This is a genomic window from Actinoplanes flavus (assembly GCF_017592555.1).
GTDB classification, from domain to species: domain Bacteria; phylum Actinomycetota; class Actinomycetes; order Mycobacteriales; family Micromonosporaceae; genus Actinoplanes; species Actinoplanes flavus.
Genome location: NZ_JAGFNS010000003.1, coordinates 157,354 through 174,002 on the forward strand (window position 1 = coordinate 157,354; position 16,649 = coordinate 174,002).

Sequence of the window (16,649 nt, forward strand, 5' to 3'; positions counted from 1 at the left end):
CGCGATCCGCCGGATCGGGCACGGTCACCGGGTGGATACCCGACCATGGGAAGCGTGTAGCATTTGGCTCGTCGCCGGGCGGCTTCCCCCGTGGCCGCCCGGCGCTAAGACTCCCGTTCCGTAATGTCTACGGCATGGTCGAGGAGATCTCCCCCCAGTGTTCCGCCAAGGGCTGCCGTGCGCCCGCGGTCTGGCGGCTGCGGTGGAACAACCCGAGGATCCACACTCCGGAGCGGCGGAAGACCTGGCTGGCCTGCGACGAGCACCGGGCCTCGCTCGGTTCCTTCCTGGAGGCCCGTGGGTTCCTGCGTGAGGTCGAACCCTTCACCTCGTCGGGAGAGGCGATCGTCTCTTAGGCTTCAAGGGTGAGCGAGCCGCCCGCGCGAACCGTCGTCGATGCCCTCGAACCCTGGCCGGACACCGTCACCTGGCGCCCGCTGTCCAGCCGGCTGATCGCCGTGCACCTGATCGGCGTCGCCACCTGGACCGTCGTGCTGCTCGGCGGCCTGCTCGCCGGCCGGATCATCGGCGGCCAGACCGCGTGGCTGTGGGGGATGGCCGCGGTCGTCGTCCTCGGCCTCTGGCGTGCCGGCGTGGCCGTCCGGGCGGTCCGGGCCTGGGGCTACGCCGAGCGCGACAACGACCTGCTGGTGCGGCACGGCCTGGTGGTCCGCCACCTCTCCATCGTGCCGTACGCGCGAATGCAGTACGTGGACGTCACCGCCGGGCCGCTGGAGCGCGCGTTCGGCCTGGCCACGGTGCAACTGCACACGGCCGCGGCGGCCAGCGACGCCCGGGTGCCCGGGCTGCCGCCGGACGAGGCGGCCCGCCTCCGGGACCGGCTCACCGCCCTCGGCGAGGACCGGGCCGAGGGCCTGTGAGCGACACCGGACCTCCCGCCCCCTCCGGGCCGGCGCCGGAGATCGAGCCACGCCGTCGCCTGCACCCGCTCAGCCCGCTGCTGAAGGGCGCCAAGAGCATCGTCGTGATCGTGGCGGCGCTCTCCTGGCAGACCCTCGGGCAGATCGGGCCGACCGACTTCGCGCTCATCGTGCTGGCGCTCGCGGTCGGGGTGGTGATCTTCTCGGCGGTCGGCTGGTGGAACACCGGGTACCACGTCGTCGCCCGCGAGCTGCGGATCACCGAGGGCCTGGTCTGGCGGCGCAACCGGGCCATCCCGCTCGACCGGCTCCAGGCCGTGGAGCTGCGCCGGCCCCTGCTCGCCCAGCTCAGCGGCCTGGCCGAGCTGCGGCTGGAGGTGGTCGGCGGCAACAAGGCGGAGGCCCCGCTCGCCTACCTCACCGTGCGGGACGCGGCCACCCTCCGGGAGCGGCTGCTGGCGCTGTCCGGGCGGGCCGCCCCGGTGGACACCGCCGGGCCGGACCAGCCGGCCGGCGCCGCGCCGCTCTACCGGGTCCGCAACCACGATCTGCTGATCAGCCAGCTGCTCACCCCGCAGGCGATCTTCCTGCCGTTCGGTGTGGCCTGGGTCGCCGCCCAGTTCCTGCTGGAGGGCTCGTGGACGTTCATCGGCATCGCCAGCACGGTGACCGCGATGGCCGGTGTCCTCCTCCAGCCGATCCGGCGAGTGCTGCGCGACTGGGACTTCCAGCTCGCCCGGGAGGGCGGCGAGCGGCTGGTGCTGCACTACGGCCTCACCGAGACGCGCAGTCAGGTGGTGCCGCCGCGCCGGGTGCAGGCGGTGCGGGTCACCTGGCCGTTCCTCTGGCGGGCCAAGGGGTGGATGCGCCTGCGGATGGACATCGCCGGCCTGTCCGGTCCCGATCCCGGCGACGACAAGAGCTCCGACCGCCTCATGCCGGTCGGTGACCTGCCGACCGCACGCGCCCTGGTCGCCGCCGCGCTGCCCGGCGTCGACCTGGCCACCCTGGCCACCTCGCCGCCCCCGCCGCGGGCCCGCCTGCTGCATCCCTTCGGGCTGCGTTTCCTGGGCGCCGGCCTGGCGGCCGACGTCTTCGTCTCCCGCTCCGGGCGGGTCACCCGCGAGACGACCCTGATCCCGTACGCCCGGATGCAGAGTGTCCGCGTCGTCCAGGGCCCGGTGCAGCGCCGCCTCGGACTGGCCACGGTGTACGCGGACACCGCCGGCGGTCACGCCGGCGCGGCCCACGACCGGCCCCTGGCCGAGGCCTACGCCATCGCCGATCAGCTCGCCCTGCGCGCCCGCCGCGCCCGTGCCACCCCGGTCGGCGCCGGCGGTGGCGGCGCGAGTCCGGTTGCGGACGGATCGGCGGCGCCGGTGGCCGAGACGTTCTGGCAACCGCCCGGACGGCCTTAAGCTTTGCCAATGGAGCCTCCGGAGTTCGCGCCCGGTCTCAGTGCCCGGGTCGAGTTGTTGGTCACCGACGCCGACACCGCACAGTCCCTCGGCTCCGGTGACGTGCCGGTGCTCGGCACGCCCCGGGTGCTCGCCCTGGCCGAGGCGGCGACGGTCGCGGCGACCGCCCGCCAGATCCCCGGCGGGATCACCACGGTCGGCACCCGGGCGGAGGTCGAGCACCGGGCGCCCACCCCGCTCGGGCGCCGGGTCGTCGCGCAGGCCACGCTGACCAAGGTGGACGGGCGCAAGCTCCTCTTCGAGGTGACCGTCCACGACGGTGAGCTGCTGGTGGCCGAGGTCCGCCTGGAGCGGGTCGTCCTCGACCGGCAGCGCTTCATCGCCCGCGCGTTCGGCGACTGATCCCGGCCGGCGCGGCGAAGGACCACCGGACACGATGATCATCTGATGACCGAAAAATGGCGTGAAGACGGGATATTCTCAGACGGTCCATTGAAGGCCGTGGGCGAGGCTCCGAACCGCCGCCCGGCTGGTCGCCGATGTCCTTGGTCGCTCCCGAGGAGATCGTTCCGTGTCCCACTTCCTCGACGTCGCCTGGTCCGCCGCGGTCCCGGCCATCGGCGGGATGAGCCGGCGTGACATCGTGCTGCTCGCCCTGGCCGGCATCGTCTCCTGGTCTCTCTGGATCTACCGGGTGACGCTGTCCCGCCTCGCCCGCCCGACCGTCAACGACTTCCGCAGCTCGGTCTCGGTGGTCGTTCCGGCCTACCGGGAAGACCCGGACATCCTGCTCGACTGCCTGGACACGTGGCTGGAACAGAACCCCACCGAGGTCATCGTCGTTCCGGACGTCGACGATCACGAGGTCATCCGCCGGCTCGCCGAGGTGGACGACCCTCGGCTGCGCGTCATCCCCTTCGTTCACCGCGGCAAGCGTTCCGCCCTCGGCGTCGGCATCCGTGCCGCCACCGGCGAGCTGGTGGCGCTGGTCGACTCCGACACCCGCTGGCTGCCCGGCCTGCTCGACGCCGTGCAGATGCCCTTCGCCGACCCGCGGGTCGGTGGCGTCGGCACCCAGCAGAACGTGTACCAGCGCACCAGCAGCATCTGGCGCCGGATCGCGGACTGGCTGGCCAATCTGCGCCACTACGACAACATGCCGGCGATGGGACGCGCCGGCGCCGTCACCTGCCTCTCCGGCCGTACCGCCGGGTACCGCCGCTCGGCGATCCTGCCGGTGCTGAACCACCTGGAGGACGAGTTCTTCCTCGGCCGCCGGTGCGTCGCCGGTGACGATGTCCGGCTCACCTGGCTGGTGCTGGCGCAGGGCTACCGGACGGTGCACCAGTCGACCGCCAAGGTGCTGACGATGTCCCCGTCGTCCTTGCGCGCCTTCGTCAAGCAGCGGGTCCGGTGGAACCGGAACTCGTACCGCTGCTACCTGACGGCACTGTGGAAGGGCTGGCTCTGGCGCACCCCGGCGGTCACCAAGATCACCGTGTTGCAGTACCTGCTCACCCCGATCACGATGAGCCTGACGCTGGGCTACGTGCTCGTCAGCCGGCTCGAACCGACCGCTCACTCGATCGCGCTCGTCTCGATCTGGCTGTTGCTCGGCCGGGGCATCCGCGGTTACTCACACCTGCGCCGCCACCCGCGGGAGATCCTGCTCCTGCCGGTCACCGCGCTGGTGGTCGTCTTCATCGCGATCCCGATCAAGATGTACGCCTTCCTGACCATGAACAGGCAGGGCTGGCTCACCCGTACCGCCGACAGCATCGGCGCCGAGAGCCAGACCGCGGCCACCCTCACCCGCGAGCCCATCGGGGCCGGGGCGCGGAAACGGCGCTGAGGACGAGGCGGTGCGCCGTGGGCGTACCGGGAGGGGTCCCGCTCCTCAGCGGACGCCCCAGCGGGCCTCCAGGTCGGCCGGGGTGGGCATGGCCGTGGCGCCGCCCCGGCGTTCGCAGACGAGGCCGGCCACCGACAGGGCGAAGCCGAGGTGGTCCGCCGTGGTGGGTCCGCCGTCGGTGAGCAGGCGGCTGATCAGGGCGGCCATCACCGAGTCGCCGGCGCCGGTGGCGTCGACCGCGCCGACCTGCGGCGCGGGAAGTGTGACGGCGCCGTCCGCGGTGGCGAGGTGGGCTCCCCGCGCGCCGTCGGTCACCACGACGGTGGCCGCGCCGAGGGAGCGGATGTGCGCGGCGGCGGCCGCCGGGCCGGGTTCACCGTAGAGCGTCACGGCGTCGGCGGCGCTCAGTTTGACCAGGTCGGCGGTGGCGAAGAACTCCTCGGCGAGCTCACGCAGCGCGGTCACGGCGGCGGCACCGGGCAGCAGGGTGGGCCGCACGTTCGGGTCGAAGACGCGCAGTGGGCCGGGGACGGCCCAGGCGGCGCGGGCGGCGTCCAGGAACGGGCGGCGCAGCAGGCTGATCGAGCCGGTGTAGAGGACCGCGGCGCCGGCCACCTCGGCCGGATCCAGGTCGGCGGGGGCGAGCAGGGCGTAGGACGGCGGCTCGCCGTAGAAGGTGAAGGCCGGCTCGGCGCCCTCGAAGGTGGTCACGGCCAGGGTGGTGGGGACGGGCACCCGGCGTACCCCTCGATCGCCGACGCCGGTCTCGCGGAGGAAGGCGGCGATCCGGTCGCCGAGGGTGTCGTCGCTCAGCGTGCCGGCGTAGCGTGCCTCGCCGCCCAGCCGGGCCACGCCGACGGCCACGTTGAGCGGGGCGCCGCCGATCGCCTGGCGGTAGACGCGCTCGCCGTCGAGATCGGCCTCGAGCAGATCGACCAGCGCCTCGCCCATCACCATCGCGTAGCCCATGCCGGTCAGCCTCTCATCCGGCGCGGGGCACCGACGGGCCAGGACCCACGATCAGCGGGCCGATATGGGTGAATTTGGGATAATTACCGGATGAATGGTCGTCTGTTGATCCTCACGGCGCCGCTCGCGCTGAGCCTGCTCGCCACGCCCGCCGCGAACGCCGCCGCGCCCAGGTTCGAGTACGAGGGGACATTCCAGCGCTGGCACGCGGGCGCCACCGCGGTCACCTACCAACCCGCGCTGGTCCCGCCCGGCGCGCGGGCCACGGTCACGGTCGAGAAGACCCCGGCAGGGGTACGGGTGAAGCTGCTGGCCACCGGCCTGATCCCCGGCCGTGTCTACGGGGCGCACCTGCACACCAGCCCGTGCGGCGAGGATCCGGCCGCCGCCGGGCCGCACTACCAGCACCGCCCGGATCCGGCCGCCGGACCGGGCCGCCCGTCGGTGGACCCGGCCTACGCCAACCCGCGCAACGAGGTCTGGCTGGACCTCACCGCCGGCCGCAACGGGGTGGGCCGCTCGGTGAGCGCGCAGGAGTGGACGTTCGACCGGAAACGGGCGCCGTGGTCGCTGGTGCTGCACGCCGAACACACCCACACCGGGCCGGGTGAGGCGGGCACCGCGGGGGCCCGGCTGGCCTGCCTGACCAGGGACGCGCTGCCGGCGTACGGGGAACGGAGCGGCCGCTGACCGAACACCGCCCGGCCCTGCCGGGCCGGGCGGCCCAGGCGGTAACGTCGGTGGCACCGAGAACGGAGGCACCCATGACGGCCGAGAACAGCGGCACCCAGCCCAAGACCGAGTCGCACGACCCGGACTTCCCCGAGGCGTTCCTGAGCTTCATGCGCCAGGGCTGGCGGGAGGATCCGCTCACCGTCACGCCCCGGCCCGAGGTGCCCAACTACGCGAAGCGGCGGGCCGCGCTCTCCGAGGCGTTCCCCGGCGAGACGCTGGTCATCCCGAGCGGCAACGAGAAGGTGCGGGCCAACGACACCGACTACCACTTCCGCCCGGGCAGCGACTTCTTCTACCTGACCGGTGACCACGACCCGGACAGCGTGCTCATCCTGCACCCGAGCGGCTCCGGCCACGACGCGGTGCTCTACACCCGGCAGCGCAACTCCAAGGACACCGACCGCTTCTTCCGCGACCGCAACGGCGAGCTCTGGGTCGGGCGCACCCACACGCTGGCCGAGAAGTCGACCGAGCTGGGCCTGCCCACCGCCGCCCTCGGTGACCTGGGCCCGGCGCTGGCCGGGGCGGCGCCGGGCCGGACCCGGGTGCTGCGCGGGCTGGACCCGCATGTGGACCGTGCCGTCCTGCCGTACGAGCCGGATCGTGCCAAGCTCCGCGACCGCGAGCTGGCCCACGTGATCTCCGAGCTGAAGCTGGTCAAGGACGAGTGGGAGATCGCCCAGTTGCAGGCCGCCATCGACGCCACGGTGCGCGGCTTCGAAGACGTGGCCCGCGTCCTGCCGGCCGACCGGGGTGTCCGGGAGCGGCTGCTGGAGGGCGTGTTCGGGCTGCGCGCCCGGCACGACGGCAACGACGTCGGCTACACCTCGATCGTCGGCGCCGGCCCGCACGCGACGATCCTGCACTGGGTGCGCAACACCGGCGTGACGGTGCCGGGTGAGCTGCTGCTGATGGACATGGGCGTGGAGGGCCACAACCTCTACACCGCCGACGTCACCCGCACGGTGCCGGTCAACGGCGTCTTCACCCCGTTGCAGCGGCAGGTGTACGACATCGTCCACGCCTCCCAGCAGGCCGGCATGGACGCGATCAAGCCGGGCGTGGTCTTCCGCGACGTGCACAAGGTCTGCATGCGGGTGCTCGCCGAGGGCCTGCACGACCTGGGCCTGCTGCCGGTCGGGGTGGACCAGGCGATGGCCGACGACAGCACGATCTACCGGCGGTGGACCCTGCACGGCTTCGGCCACATGCTCGGCATCGACGTGCACGACTGCTCGGCGGCGCGCAACGAGACGTACCGGGAGGGCGAGCTGAAGGAGGGCTACGTGCTCACCGTCGAGCCGGGCCTCTACTTCCAGCCGGAGGACGAGCTGGTGCCCGAGGAGCTGCGCGGCGTCGGCGTCCGCATCGAGGACGACGTCCTGGTGACCGCGGACGGCTGCCGCAACCTGTCGGCGGGTCTGCCGCGCTCCTCCGGCGAGGTGGAGCAGTGGCTCGCGGCGCAGCGTGAGGCGGGTCCTCGCCTGCCCGGCTGAGTCACTGCCTCCGGTAGTCGGAGATGATCCAGCACTCGGCGCCGGCCGCCGTGTCGGTGACGTTGATGGTCACCTTGGCCGGATGACCGTCGGAGAGGTCGAACTCGGTGGCCACCTCGGCCCCGTCCTCCTCGGCGGTCTCCGCCATGGCGATCAGCTCGCCCAGCGTCGGCACCTCGATCTCCTCGCCCTCCTGCCCGGTCGCCGGGCCGAGGTCGACGGCGGCCGAGGCGGTCGGCGCCGCGGCGGAGGCGCCGATCCGCTGCGAGCCGGTCACCTTCCCGCCGGAGACGGTGGCCTGGTAGCGCCCCAGCGGTGCGGCGGTGTCACAACCCCGGGTCAGCACGAAGCTGTAGGCCGAAGGCTCGGTCCAGGCCGGCGCGGACGCGGCCACCGACGGCGGCGGATCCTGAATCACCGGCTCACTGTCCGGAGAGGACGTGCATCCCCCGGCCAGCCCGGCCACGACCACCGCACACAGCACCCGCTCGAACCGCAGAACTCCCACGCGGCGCAATCTAGCGCAGCCGCGCCCGTCCACCGTGCCCCGGCTCGTCACCACGGCCGGCTGATCACACCGGGCAGCTCCCGGACGGCGACCCGGTCCTCATCGGCCAGCACGCCGAGCATCCGCTCCGCGTCGTCGAGGGTGGTGTGCTTGCCGACCGACGCGGCCGCCTCGACATCCGGCGTCTCCAGCCACAGCCCGGCCTCCTCCCAGACCACCTGCACGCACCCGCCGGACCGGCCGACCGCGCTGAGCCACGACCCGGTCCGCGTGGGCAGCCGCCGCAGCACATCGGTGACCTCGGCGATCGTCATCGGCCGCCCGGCGGACTCGGCGGGCCCACCGGGCAGCGTCTGGTACGTCACCTCGATCAGCCCCGCCTCGGCCGGCGGCTCACCGATCTCGCCGTCCGCCAGCAGCCGCAGCCCGTCGAACCGGCCCACCGCGCGGCCGTCGCCGATCAACCGGTCGAACTCCCGGTGCACCGCCACCGTCCGGTCGCCGTCGGTGAGCTCCAGCTCGACCCCGGCGGGCAGCCAGGGCAGCTCGACCTCGCCGAGCACGGCCGCCGGGAGCCGCCCCGGGACGCGGTGCCGGCCGCGGACCACCTCGACGCCGATCTCCCGGCCGCCCGGCTCCGACGGGTGGGCGGCCATCCGCCCGTACCGGGGGCGGGCCCACCGCAGCCGCACGTGGATCCGCTGGCCGGCCGACTCGTCCCAGTCCACGTGCAGGCCCTCGGCGCGCAGCGCGGCCACCACCTCACGCCCGGCCTCGACGTCCGGCCCGAAGGCGAGCCACAGGCTGCCGCCGCCGGCCGCCCGCTCGGCGTCCTGCTGGTGGTAGAAGACGAATCCCCGGCCCGGGGCGTCGCGCAGCTCGGCGACCCCGCAGTTCTGGCAGCAGGAGAAGTCCTGCCGGGCGGTGATGCCGGCGGCGTCCAGCGCCCGGAACGCGTCGGTGAGCCGGTCGCTGTCGGTCCGCCGGGGCCAGCCCACCTGCGCCTCGAGGTGGGCCGCGAAATGCCGGGTGGCCAGCGCTCGGATCTCCTCCGGTGCGACCTCGCCGCTGAAGTCCTCGGCGCACTCCTCCACCAGGGTGATCCAGTCGTGCTCGCCACGCGCCACGGCAACCCGTACGTTCTCCTCGACGAACATGTATCTCCCTGCTCAGACGGTGTCACTGACGAAGACCGCGACCGACCGGGCCGGCACCTCGTGCGGCGTGGCGGACCGTAGGACCGGATCGGCTGACGCGGCCTGCTCCGGGTGCGGGCGCAACGACCCGGGATCGGGCAGCCCCGGCCGGGCCGGCTCGGCGGTGGCGTTGAACACCACCACGACCCGGCTCCAGCGGGCGTCCAGCCCGGTCCCGTCCAGGCACATCACGATCACGCCGGGTGACTCCTGCGGGCCGCCCAGCGGAAACGACAGGCGCCGCTGCACCTCCTCGGCGTCTGCCAGCCCGAAGACCGGCGAGGAGCGGCGGATGCGGAGCAACTCCCGGTAGCGGTCCGCGGTCAGCTCGATCACGTCGGGCCGGGGCACCAGGTCCGGGTCGGCGAGCAGCGGACGGGCGTAGTCCCACTTGTCGCCGTTGTCGGGCTCCGGCGGCAGGCCCACGCCGAACCCGTTGCCCAGGCCCGGATCCCAGCGGATCTGGTTGAACCAGTCACCGGAGTTGTAGGAGTTGCGGTCCAGCGACTTGGACCGCAGCCGCTCGGTGCCGAGCGTCACGAAGCCGGCGCCCTGGCCCAGCACCACGAAGGACAGAGCGAGGACCTGCATCCGGGCGCGGTCCAGCTGGGACGTGCCGTGGGGCAGTTTGAAGGCCATCGCGTCGTACAGGATCTCGTTGTCGTGCGCGTCCACATAGTTGACCGCCTCGCCGGGGTCGTGGGCGTAGCCGCACGGTGAGCCGTTGTAGTCGATCTGGGCGCCGCTGCGCTCCACCCCGTCGTGGTTGACGAACCGGTACGTCAGGAGCGCCCCGGACAGCCCCACCTTGATCCGGTCGTGCAGCCACAGCGGTGTGGCCGAGCCGAGCCCGGTGGCGAACCCGCGCACCCCGGGGTCGTCGCCGAACGCCCCGCCGCCGCGCAGCGCGTCCCGCAGCCGGTCGTTGAACGTGGCGACGCCGGTGCCGGCCATGTTGACCTGGGTGGCCTGGACGAACCGGGCGTCATAGGCCACCTCCCCGAAATTCCACCCCTCCCCGTAGAGCACCACCCCGGGGCCGAGCGCCTCCTGGACCCGCAGGATGTTCGCCTTCGGGTGGTGGCCCATCAGGTCGAACCGGAACCCGTCGATCCGGTAGTGCCGTGCCCAGGTGACCAGCGAGTCGACGACGAGCCGGTCCATCATGGCGTGCTCGGTCGCGGTGTTGGGGCAGCAGGAGGACTCGGCGGTGCTGCCGTCGGCGAGCAGCCGGTGGTAGTAGCCCGGCACGATCCGGTCGAGGACGCTGAACCGGCCGAGCCCGTCGTGCATGGTGTGGTTGTAGACGACGTCGAGGACCACCCGCAGCCCGGCCGCGCTGAGGGCCATCACCGCCCGGCGCAGCTGGACGATCCGGTGCGGTCCGGCCGGGTCGGTGGCGTAACCGCCCTCCGGCACCGTCCAGTGCCAGGGGTCGTAACCCCAGTTGAACCCGTCGGTGTCGGCGACCGCCATGACGGCCCGCTGCTGCTCCGGCGAGTCCGGTGGGAACGTGGCCAGGTCGCAGGCGGGCACCGACTGGTCGGCGCGGCGGTCCGGCACGGTGGCGAAGTCGTTGACCGGCAGCAGGTGCACGTGGGTGAGCCCGGCCTCGGCGAGCGAGCGCAGATGGCGCATCCCGGCCGATTCGGGGTGGGTGAAGGCCAGGTAGGTGCCGCGCTCGGCGACCGGCACCGAGCCGTCCAGGATGGAGAAGTCGCGCACCGACAGCTCGCTGATCTGCATCCGGGCCGGTGCCACCGGCGGCGGTTTGACCAGGGTGTCCCAGCCGGGCGGGCGCAGCGCCGGATCGTCCAGGTCGATCAGCTGGCTGTGGGTGGAGTCGGTGGCCAGGGATACCGAGTACGGGTCCGTCACACTGGTCGTCACCATCCGCTGTGCGGCCGGCTGCCACACCTGGACGCGGAATCTGTACCACCGGCCGAGCCACTTGCGCCGGCCGGTGACCGACCAGACGCCGGTGGTGTCGTCGCGCTCCATCGGCAGGACCCGTGGCTCGTCGGCGGGGTCCTTGAACAGCTCCAGCTCCACGGTGCGGGCGGTCGGCGCCCACACCGAGATCCGGGGCCGGTCGTGGTCCTCGAACACCGGGCCCAGCTCGGCCCCGGTGGCGGCCTCGTAGAGGTCGTCGAGCACCCCGGCGAGCTGCACCGCGGTGACCGCGACCACCGCACCCGCGTGGTCCCGCCCCTCGACCAGCAGACGGTCCCGCAGCAGCGGGTCCAGATCGGTCTCCGGGACGGCGAAGGCGCGGTATGCCCGAAGGTGCGGGAAGCGCCGGCTCTGCGCCGGGAAGAGGCCGCCCGGCCGGGGCGCCAGGGGCAGCCCGCCCAGCGTGAACGCGGCCGCGCGGGCGGCGAACCAGTCGGGCAGCGCCACCGTGGTCCGGTCGATGAAGACGGCGTGCGCGCGGGCCGGGTCCCGCTCCGGGCCGAGGGTCCCGAGGTCGGGGCGGACCGGCGCGCTCACCCCGGCGGTCAGCCACACCTCCCGGCAGACGGTGAGGTCGAGCCGCTGGTCGTCGGGCAGATCCTTCTCCTCGCCGCGGTGCAGCACGTAGCGCAGGCCGACGCCGTCGGGCCGGACCGGAACCTCGAAGACCGCACCGAACGCGTCGAAGCGGGTGGGCGCCAGCGGTGTGCCCCAGCGGGTGCGGTCCTTGACGAAGACGCCCTCCCAGCAGTGCAGGCCCCATCCGGCGTAGTCGCCGGCGGGCCGCCGGTAGTGGATCACCACGGTGGTGGGGGCGGACGGCGTGGTCTCCGGCGCGACGGTGGAGACCGCACGGTCACCGGCGGTGAGCCAGATCTCGCTCGCCTCGCGGATCGAGACCCATCGGTCGACCTCGACGTCCTTGACGCCCCCGCGATGGAGCACCAGGAAGCCGACCTTCTGCGCGTCGCGGGACAGCGGCACCCAGGCGAAGCGGCCCCACTCGTCCTCTCCCGCGAACGGGACGCCGCCGGGATAGGCCGGGCCGGCGCCGGGCTCGAGGTCACCCCAGGCGTGCAGCACCCAGTCCGCGTAGTCACCGTCGTCGCGCCGGTAGTGCACGATCAGCCACCGCGGATCGCCTCCTGTCACCGGCACATCATCGCAGCGGGATACGACATTTTCCGGGCGTCCCGATGAAGGGCTGGAAGACTCGGCCGGTGGGACCCGCCTTGCACAGGCTTACAAGACGGACGTACGGTTTACCGGACACGCACAACCGAGAGTTAGGCAAACCTAACCCGAAGGTCGCCCTTTCGGTGCGAAAGACTTGACTTCCAGTCGCTGGGTGTGAAGGAGATGACGGTGGCCAGCCTCGACACCTTTGGTGCGAAGAGCGAGCTGCGCGTCGGAGACGCGAGCTACGAGATTTTCACGATCGACAAGGTGAAGGGGCACGATCGCCTGCCCTACTCCTTGAAGATCCTCCTGGAGAACCTGCTGCGCACTGAGGACGGCGCGAACATCACCGCCGACCACATCAACGCGCTCGGCAGCTGGGATCAGAACGCCGACCCGAGTGTCGAGATCCAGTTCACCCCGGCACGGGTGCTGATGCAGGACTTCACCGGCGTTCCCTGCGTGGTCGACCTGGCCACCATGCGCGAGGCCGTCAAGGACCTGGGCGGCGACCCCACCAAGGTCAACCCGCTCGCCCCCGCCGAGCTGGTCATCGACCACTCGGTCATCGCCGACCTGTTCGGCCGCGAGGACGCCTTCCAGCGCAACGTGGAGCTGGAGTACCAGCGCAACCGCGAGCGCTACCAGTTCCTGCGCTGGGGCCAGACCGCGTTCAACGAGTTCAAGGTCGTCCCGCCGGGCACCGGCATCGTGCACCAGGTCAACATCGAGTACCTGGCTCGCACCATCATGGAGCGCAACGGCCAGGCCTACCCGGACACCGTGGTCGGCACCGACTCGCACACCACCATGGTCAACGGCCTGGGCGTGCTGGGCTGGGGCGTCGGCGGCATCGAGGCCGAGGCCGCCATGCTCGGCCAGCCGGTCAGCATGCTGATCCCGCGGGTCGTCGGCTTCAAGCTCTCCGGCGAGGCCCCGGCCGGCACCACCGCCACCGACCTGGTGCTCACCATCACCGAGATGCTGCGCAAGCACGGTGTGGTCAGCAAATTCGTCGAGTTCTACGGCCCCGGCGTGAGCGCCGTCCCGCTGGCCAACCGGGCCACCATCGGCAACATGTCGCCGGAGTACGGCTCGACCGTCGCGATCTTCCCGATCGACGAGCAGACCATCGACTACCTGCGTCTCACCGGCCGCACCGAGCAGCAGGTGGCGCTGGTCGAGGCCTACGCCAAGCGCCAGGGCCTGTGGCTCGACCCGAACGCCGAGCCGGACTACTCGGAGAAGCTCGAGCTGGACCTGTCGACGATCGTCCCGTCGCTGGCCGGCCCGAAGCGCCCGCAGGACCGGGTCCTGCTGAGCGAGGCCAAGTCCGCGTTCCGTAGCGCGCTGCCGACCTACGCCGCGCCGCACGGTCACGCCGACGAGGCCAGCGAGGAGTCCTTCCCGGCCTCCGACTCGCCCGCCAACGGCGTGGACGACGAGGCCGACAAGCCGGTCGCCTTCAGCGCCGCCAACGGCGCCCAGGGCCGCACGTCCAAGCCGACCCTGGTCAAGGGCGAGGACGGCGTCGAGTACGAGCTGGACCACGGCGCGGTCGTCATCGCCGCCATCACGTCCTGCACCAACACCTCGAACCCGCAGGTCATGATCGGTGCCGCGCTACTCGCCAAGAAGGCGGTGGAGAAGGGCCTGACCCGCAAGCCGTGGGTCAAGACCACCCTGGCTCCCGGCTCCAAGGTCGTCTCCGACTACTACGACCGGGCCGGGCTCACCCCCTACCTGGACAAGATCGGGTTCAACCTGGTCGGCTACGGCTGCACCACCTGCATCGGCAACTCGGGCCCGCTGCCCGAGGAGGTCTCGGCCGCCATCAACGAGAACGACCTGACCGCGGTCAGCGTCCTCTCCGGCAACCGGAACTTCGAGGGCCGGATCAACCCGGACGTCAAGATGAACTACCTGGCGTCCCCGCCGCTGGTCGTGGCCTACGCGCTGGCCGGCTCGATGGACATCGACATCACCACCGAGCCGCTCGGCACGGGCTCGGACGGCAAGCCGGTCTACCTCGACGACATCTGGCCGACCAACCAGGAGATCGACGAGACCATCGCGCAGGCGATCGGCGCCGAGGGCTTCTCCACGGCGTACCAGGACGTCTTCGCCGGCGACGAGCAGTGGCAGTCGCTGCCCACCCCGACCGGCGACACCTTCGCCTGGTCCGGTGACTCCACCTACGTCCGCAAGCCCCCGTACTTCGAGGGCATGCAGGCCGAGCCAAGCCCGGTGACCGACATCACCGGCGCCCGCGTCCTGGCCAAGCTGGGCGACTCGGTCACCACCGACCACATCTCCCCGGCCAGCTCGATCAAGCCGGACTCGCCCGCCGGCAAGTACCTCGCGGCCAACGGCGTCCCGCGCGCCGAGTTCAACAGCTACGGCTCGCGCCGCGGCAACCACGAGGTCATGATCCGGGGCACGTTCGCCAACATCCGGCTGCGCAACCAGCTGCTGAACGATGTCGAGGGTGGCTTCACGCTCAACCACCTGACCGGCGAGCAGACCACCATCTACGACGCCTCCGTCGCCTACCAGGAGGCCGGCATCCCGCTGGTCATCCTGGCCGGCAAGGAGTACGGCTCGGGCTCGTCCCGCGACTGGGCCGCCAAGGGCACCATGCTCCTCGGCGTCCGCGCGGTCATCGCCGAGAGCTACGAGCGCATCCACCGCTCCAACCTGATCGGCATGGGCGTGCTGCCGCTGCAGTTCCCGCAGGGCGAGAACGCCGCGTCGCTCGGCCTCACCGGCACCGAGACCTTCTCGTTCGCCGGCGTCACCGAACTGAACGACGGCACCACCCCGCGCACGGTCAAGGTGACGACGGACACCGGCATCGAGTTCGACGCCGTCGTCCGCATCGACACCCCCGGCGAGGCGGACTACTACCGCAACGGCGGCATCCTCCAGTACGTCCTCCGCAAGATGCTCCGCGGCTGACGATCACCGAAACGCCCCGCTCTCCGCACCCGGAGGGCGGGGCGTTCCGCTTCTGCGCACCTCCTCACGATCAACTGCAAGATCAAAATCCCGAGGTCGCATCGGGGTGGTGGGTACAGACCGCTGCTCCCGCCGAGGGCCCGGCGCGACTCGCTGGCCGCTGGCGCGTCCAAACCGCTCCCCACCCCGGGCGACGTGCGTAAGCGGTCCCCCTCACCCCGACCCCGCCAAGCCCCCGAACACACCAGAACAGCCCTGAGAACCAGCCACGAAGATCCAACCGGCCGCCAGCACCGTCGCGAGGGGCTCGAGACAGCGCTCAGGGCCGGCCGGGGTTGAGCGTCACCGCTCACGCACGTCGCCGGGTGGGGGTGGCCGTTCCGGAGCCGCCAGGCGACTGGCCGCCCGCGCCCGGCCCTCGGCGGGAGCAGCGGTCTGTACCACCCACTCCGATGCGACCGCCCGGTCTTGATCTTCGAAGCGATGCCGGCGGCCGCGCGTGGGCCGCTCAGGGACGGTAGCCGGTCTTGTCGGCGTCGGTGATCTCGCGCAGGATCCGGGCCGGGACGCCGGCGGCGATCACGCCGGCCGGGACGGACTTCGTGACCACGCTGCCGGAACCGATGATCGCCCCGTCGCCGATGGTCACGCCCGGGTTGATGGTGACGCCGCCGCCGACCCAGACGTCGTCCCCGATGACGACCGGTTTCGCGTAGCAGGCCCCGGCCGCCCGCTCGGCCGCGTCGACCGCGTGGTTGGAGGTGTAGACGCCGACCCGCGGCCCGAACAGCACATGGTCACCGATGGTGATCCCGCCGCCGTCGAGCATCACGCAGTCGAAGTTGGCATAGAAGTGGTCGCCGACGCTGATGTTGAACCCGAACTCGCACCGGAACGTCGGCTCGAAGTGGCACTCCCGCCCCACCGACCGCAGCAGCCGCCGCAGGAGGGCCTCCCGCTCCGCCTGCGGCCGGCCGAAACTGTCGTTGTATTCGCTGGTCAGCAGAACGGCCCGGGCCCGGGCGCCGACGAGTTCCGGGGTCAGGTCGTTGTACATCCGCCCGGAGAGGATGTGCTCCCGCTGAGCCTCAAGCGTCACCACATGATCCTAATGTCGGCGTGAACTCGGTGCGGCAAGCGCCCACCGGCACGGCCCGGGTGCTTAGGCTCCGGCTATGGATGACAAGACTGTGCTGAGCCGCATCAGCGATCTGGTCGACGAGGAGCACGCGCTCCGCCGCCAGCTGAGCGATGGCAAGATCTCCTCGGACGAGGAGCACACCCGCCTCCGGGAGCTGGAGGAGTCGCTGGACCAGTGCTGGGACCTGCTGCGCCGGCGCCGTGCGGCCCGCTCGGCCGGGAACGACCCCGACGCCGAGCAGGCCCACAGCGTCGACGAGGTGGAGAACTACGTGCAGTGAGCCGGCGCCGGTCGCGGGCGCCCGGGGCGCGGCGGCCCCGGGGCGGGCCCCGGCCAGCCCCGCACCGGAGCCCCCCCGCGTAG

14 protein-coding genes are annotated in these 16,649 nt (G+C 72.2%); 9 read left to right on the forward strand and 5 right to left on the reverse strand.

Features of this window, described 5'->3' with window-relative positions; all coding sequences use genetic code 11:
- Nucleotides 1-134 precede the first annotated feature (134 nt).
- The 5 genes from J5X75_RS06025 to J5X75_RS06045 all read left to right on the forward strand — a co-directional run bounded on the left by J5X75_RS06025 (nt 135) and on the right by J5X75_RS06045 (nt 4,151).
- The gene (locus J5X75_RS06025; RefSeq protein ID WP_208466286.1) at nt 135-356 is read left to right on the forward strand and encodes a hypothetical protein; all 222 of its coding nucleotides are present in this window, start codon (nt 135-137) and stop codon (nt 354-356) included.
- A gap of 9 nt (nt 357-365) precedes the next feature.
- Nucleotides 366-881, forward strand: a complete 516-nt coding sequence (locus tag J5X75_RS06030; RefSeq protein ID WP_208466287.1) for a PH domain-containing protein — start codon at nt 366-368, stop codon at nt 879-881.
- Nucleotides 878-2,299 carry a PH domain-containing protein gene (locus J5X75_RS06035; protein WP_208466288.1) on the forward strand — a complete coding sequence of 474 codons (1,422 nt, stop codon included), beginning with the start codon at nt 878-880 and terminating at the stop codon, nt 2,297-2,299. Before J5X75_RS06030 ends, J5X75_RS06035 begins: the two co-directional genes overlap by 4 nt.
- 9 nt (nt 2,300-2,308) lie before the next feature.
- Nucleotides 2,309-2,701, forward strand: coding sequence for a thioesterase family protein (locus J5X75_RS06040; protein ID WP_183217649.1), 393 nt, complete (start codon nt 2,309-2,311; stop codon nt 2,699-2,701).
- Between the two features lie 169 nt (nt 2,702-2,870).
- Nucleotides 2,871-4,151 (forward strand): glycosyltransferase, encoded by a 1,281-nt coding sequence (locus J5X75_RS06045; protein WP_208466289.1) that lies wholly within the window; start codon nt 2,871-2,873, stop codon nt 4,149-4,151.
- A 45-nt stretch (nt 4,152-4,196) separates the two neighbouring features.
- On the opposite strand, the gene J5X75_RS06050 is transcribed toward J5X75_RS06045, so the two are convergent.
- A complete protein-coding gene (locus tag J5X75_RS06050; protein WP_208466290.1) occupies nt 4,197-5,120 on the reverse strand; it encodes a carbohydrate kinase family protein in 924 nt (307 codons plus the stop codon).
- Nucleotides 5,121-5,210: 90 nt separating this feature from the next.
- Here J5X75_RS06050 and J5X75_RS06055 point away from each other — a divergent pair, with 90 nt between their 5' ends.
- The gene (locus J5X75_RS06055) at nt 5,211-5,810 is read left to right on the forward strand and encodes a superoxide dismutase family protein (RefSeq protein ID WP_208466291.1); all 600 of its coding nucleotides are present in this window, start codon (nt 5,211-5,213) and stop codon (nt 5,808-5,810) included.
- A 74-nt stretch (nt 5,811-5,884) separates the two neighbouring features.
- Nucleotides 5,885-7,351: an aminopeptidase P family protein gene (locus tag J5X75_RS06060; protein ID WP_208466292.1), complete on the forward strand. Its 1,467-nt coding sequence runs from the start codon at nt 5,885-5,887 to the stop codon at nt 7,349-7,351.
- A gap of 1 nt (nt 7,352) precedes the next feature.
- Here J5X75_RS06060 and J5X75_RS06065 read toward each other — a convergent pair whose 3' ends face one another.
- Genes J5X75_RS06065 through pulA form a run of 3 tightly spaced genes read right to left on the reverse strand, consistent with a single transcriptional unit; the run spans nt 7,353 to nt 12,160 of the window.
- On the reverse strand, nt 7,353-7,859 hold the full coding sequence (locus tag J5X75_RS06065; protein ID WP_307797944.1) for a hypothetical protein: 507 nt from the start codon (nt 7,857-7,859) through the stop codon (nt 7,353-7,355).
- Between the two features lie 47 nt (nt 7,860-7,906).
- Nucleotides 7,907-9,016 (reverse strand): DUF6891 domain-containing protein, encoded by a 1,110-nt coding sequence (locus J5X75_RS06070; RefSeq protein ID WP_208466293.1) that lies wholly within the window; start codon nt 9,014-9,016, stop codon nt 7,907-7,909.
- A gap of 12 nt (nt 9,017-9,028) precedes the next feature.
- A complete protein-coding gene (pulA, locus tag J5X75_RS06075; protein WP_307797945.1) occupies nt 9,029-12,160 on the reverse strand; it encodes a pullulanase-type alpha-1,6-glucosidase in 3,132 nt (1,043 codons plus the stop codon).
- 207 nt (nt 12,161-12,367) lie between these two features.
- Between pulA and acnA the strand changes: the two genes are divergently transcribed.
- On the forward strand, nt 12,368-15,145 hold the full coding sequence (gene acnA / locus J5X75_RS06080; protein WP_208466496.1) for an aconitate hydratase AcnA: 2,778 nt from the start codon (nt 12,368-12,370) through the stop codon (nt 15,143-15,145).
- Nucleotides 15,146-15,653: 508 nt separating this feature from the next.
- On the opposite strand, the gene J5X75_RS45870 is transcribed toward acnA, so the two are convergent.
- Complete coding sequence (locus J5X75_RS45870) at nt 15,654-16,244, reverse strand: sugar O-acetyltransferase (protein WP_208466295.1); 591 nt, start codon at nt 16,242-16,244, stop codon at nt 15,654-15,656.
- A gap of 76 nt (nt 16,245-16,320) precedes the next feature.
- Between J5X75_RS45870 and J5X75_RS06090 the strand changes: the two genes are divergently transcribed.
- Nucleotides 16,321-16,566 (forward strand): DUF2630 family protein, encoded by a 246-nt coding sequence (locus J5X75_RS06090; RefSeq protein ID WP_208466296.1) that lies wholly within the window; start codon nt 16,321-16,323, stop codon nt 16,564-16,566.
- Nucleotides 16,567-16,649: the final 83 nt, after the last annotated feature.

What these genes read in the sequence shown, in the direction of transcription:
- J5X75_RS06025 (WP_208466286.1), top strand. Translation starts at nt 135, where the DNA reads ATGGTCGAGGAGATCTCCCCCCAGTGTTCCGCCAAGGGCTGCCGTGCG.
- J5X75_RS06040 (WP_183217649.1), top strand. Translation starts at nt 2,309, where the DNA reads ATGGAGCCTCCGGAGTTCGCGCCCGGTCTCAGTGCCCGGGTCGAGTTG.
- J5X75_RS06050 (WP_208466290.1), bottom strand. Translation starts at nt 5,120, where the DNA reads ATGGGCTACGCGATGGTGATGGGCGAGGCGCTGGTCGATCTGCTCGAG.
- J5X75_RS06055 (WP_208466291.1), top strand. Translation starts at nt 5,211, where the DNA reads ATGAATGGTCGTCTGTTGATCCTCACGGCGCCGCTCGCGCTGAGCCTG.
- J5X75_RS06060 (WP_208466292.1), top strand. Translation starts at nt 5,885, where the DNA reads ATGACGGCCGAGAACAGCGGCACCCAGCCCAAGACCGAGTCGCACGAC.
- J5X75_RS06070 (WP_208466293.1), bottom strand. Translation starts at nt 9,016, where the DNA reads ATGTTCGTCGAGGAGAACGTACGGGTTGCCGTGGCGCGTGGCGAGCAC.
- acnA (WP_208466496.1), top strand. Translation starts at nt 12,368, where the DNA reads ATGACGGTGGCCAGCCTCGACACCTTTGGTGCGAAGAGCGAGCTGCGC.
- J5X75_RS06090 (WP_208466296.1), top strand. Translation starts at nt 16,321, where the DNA reads ATGGATGACAAGACTGTGCTGAGCCGCATCAGCGATCTGGTCGACGAG.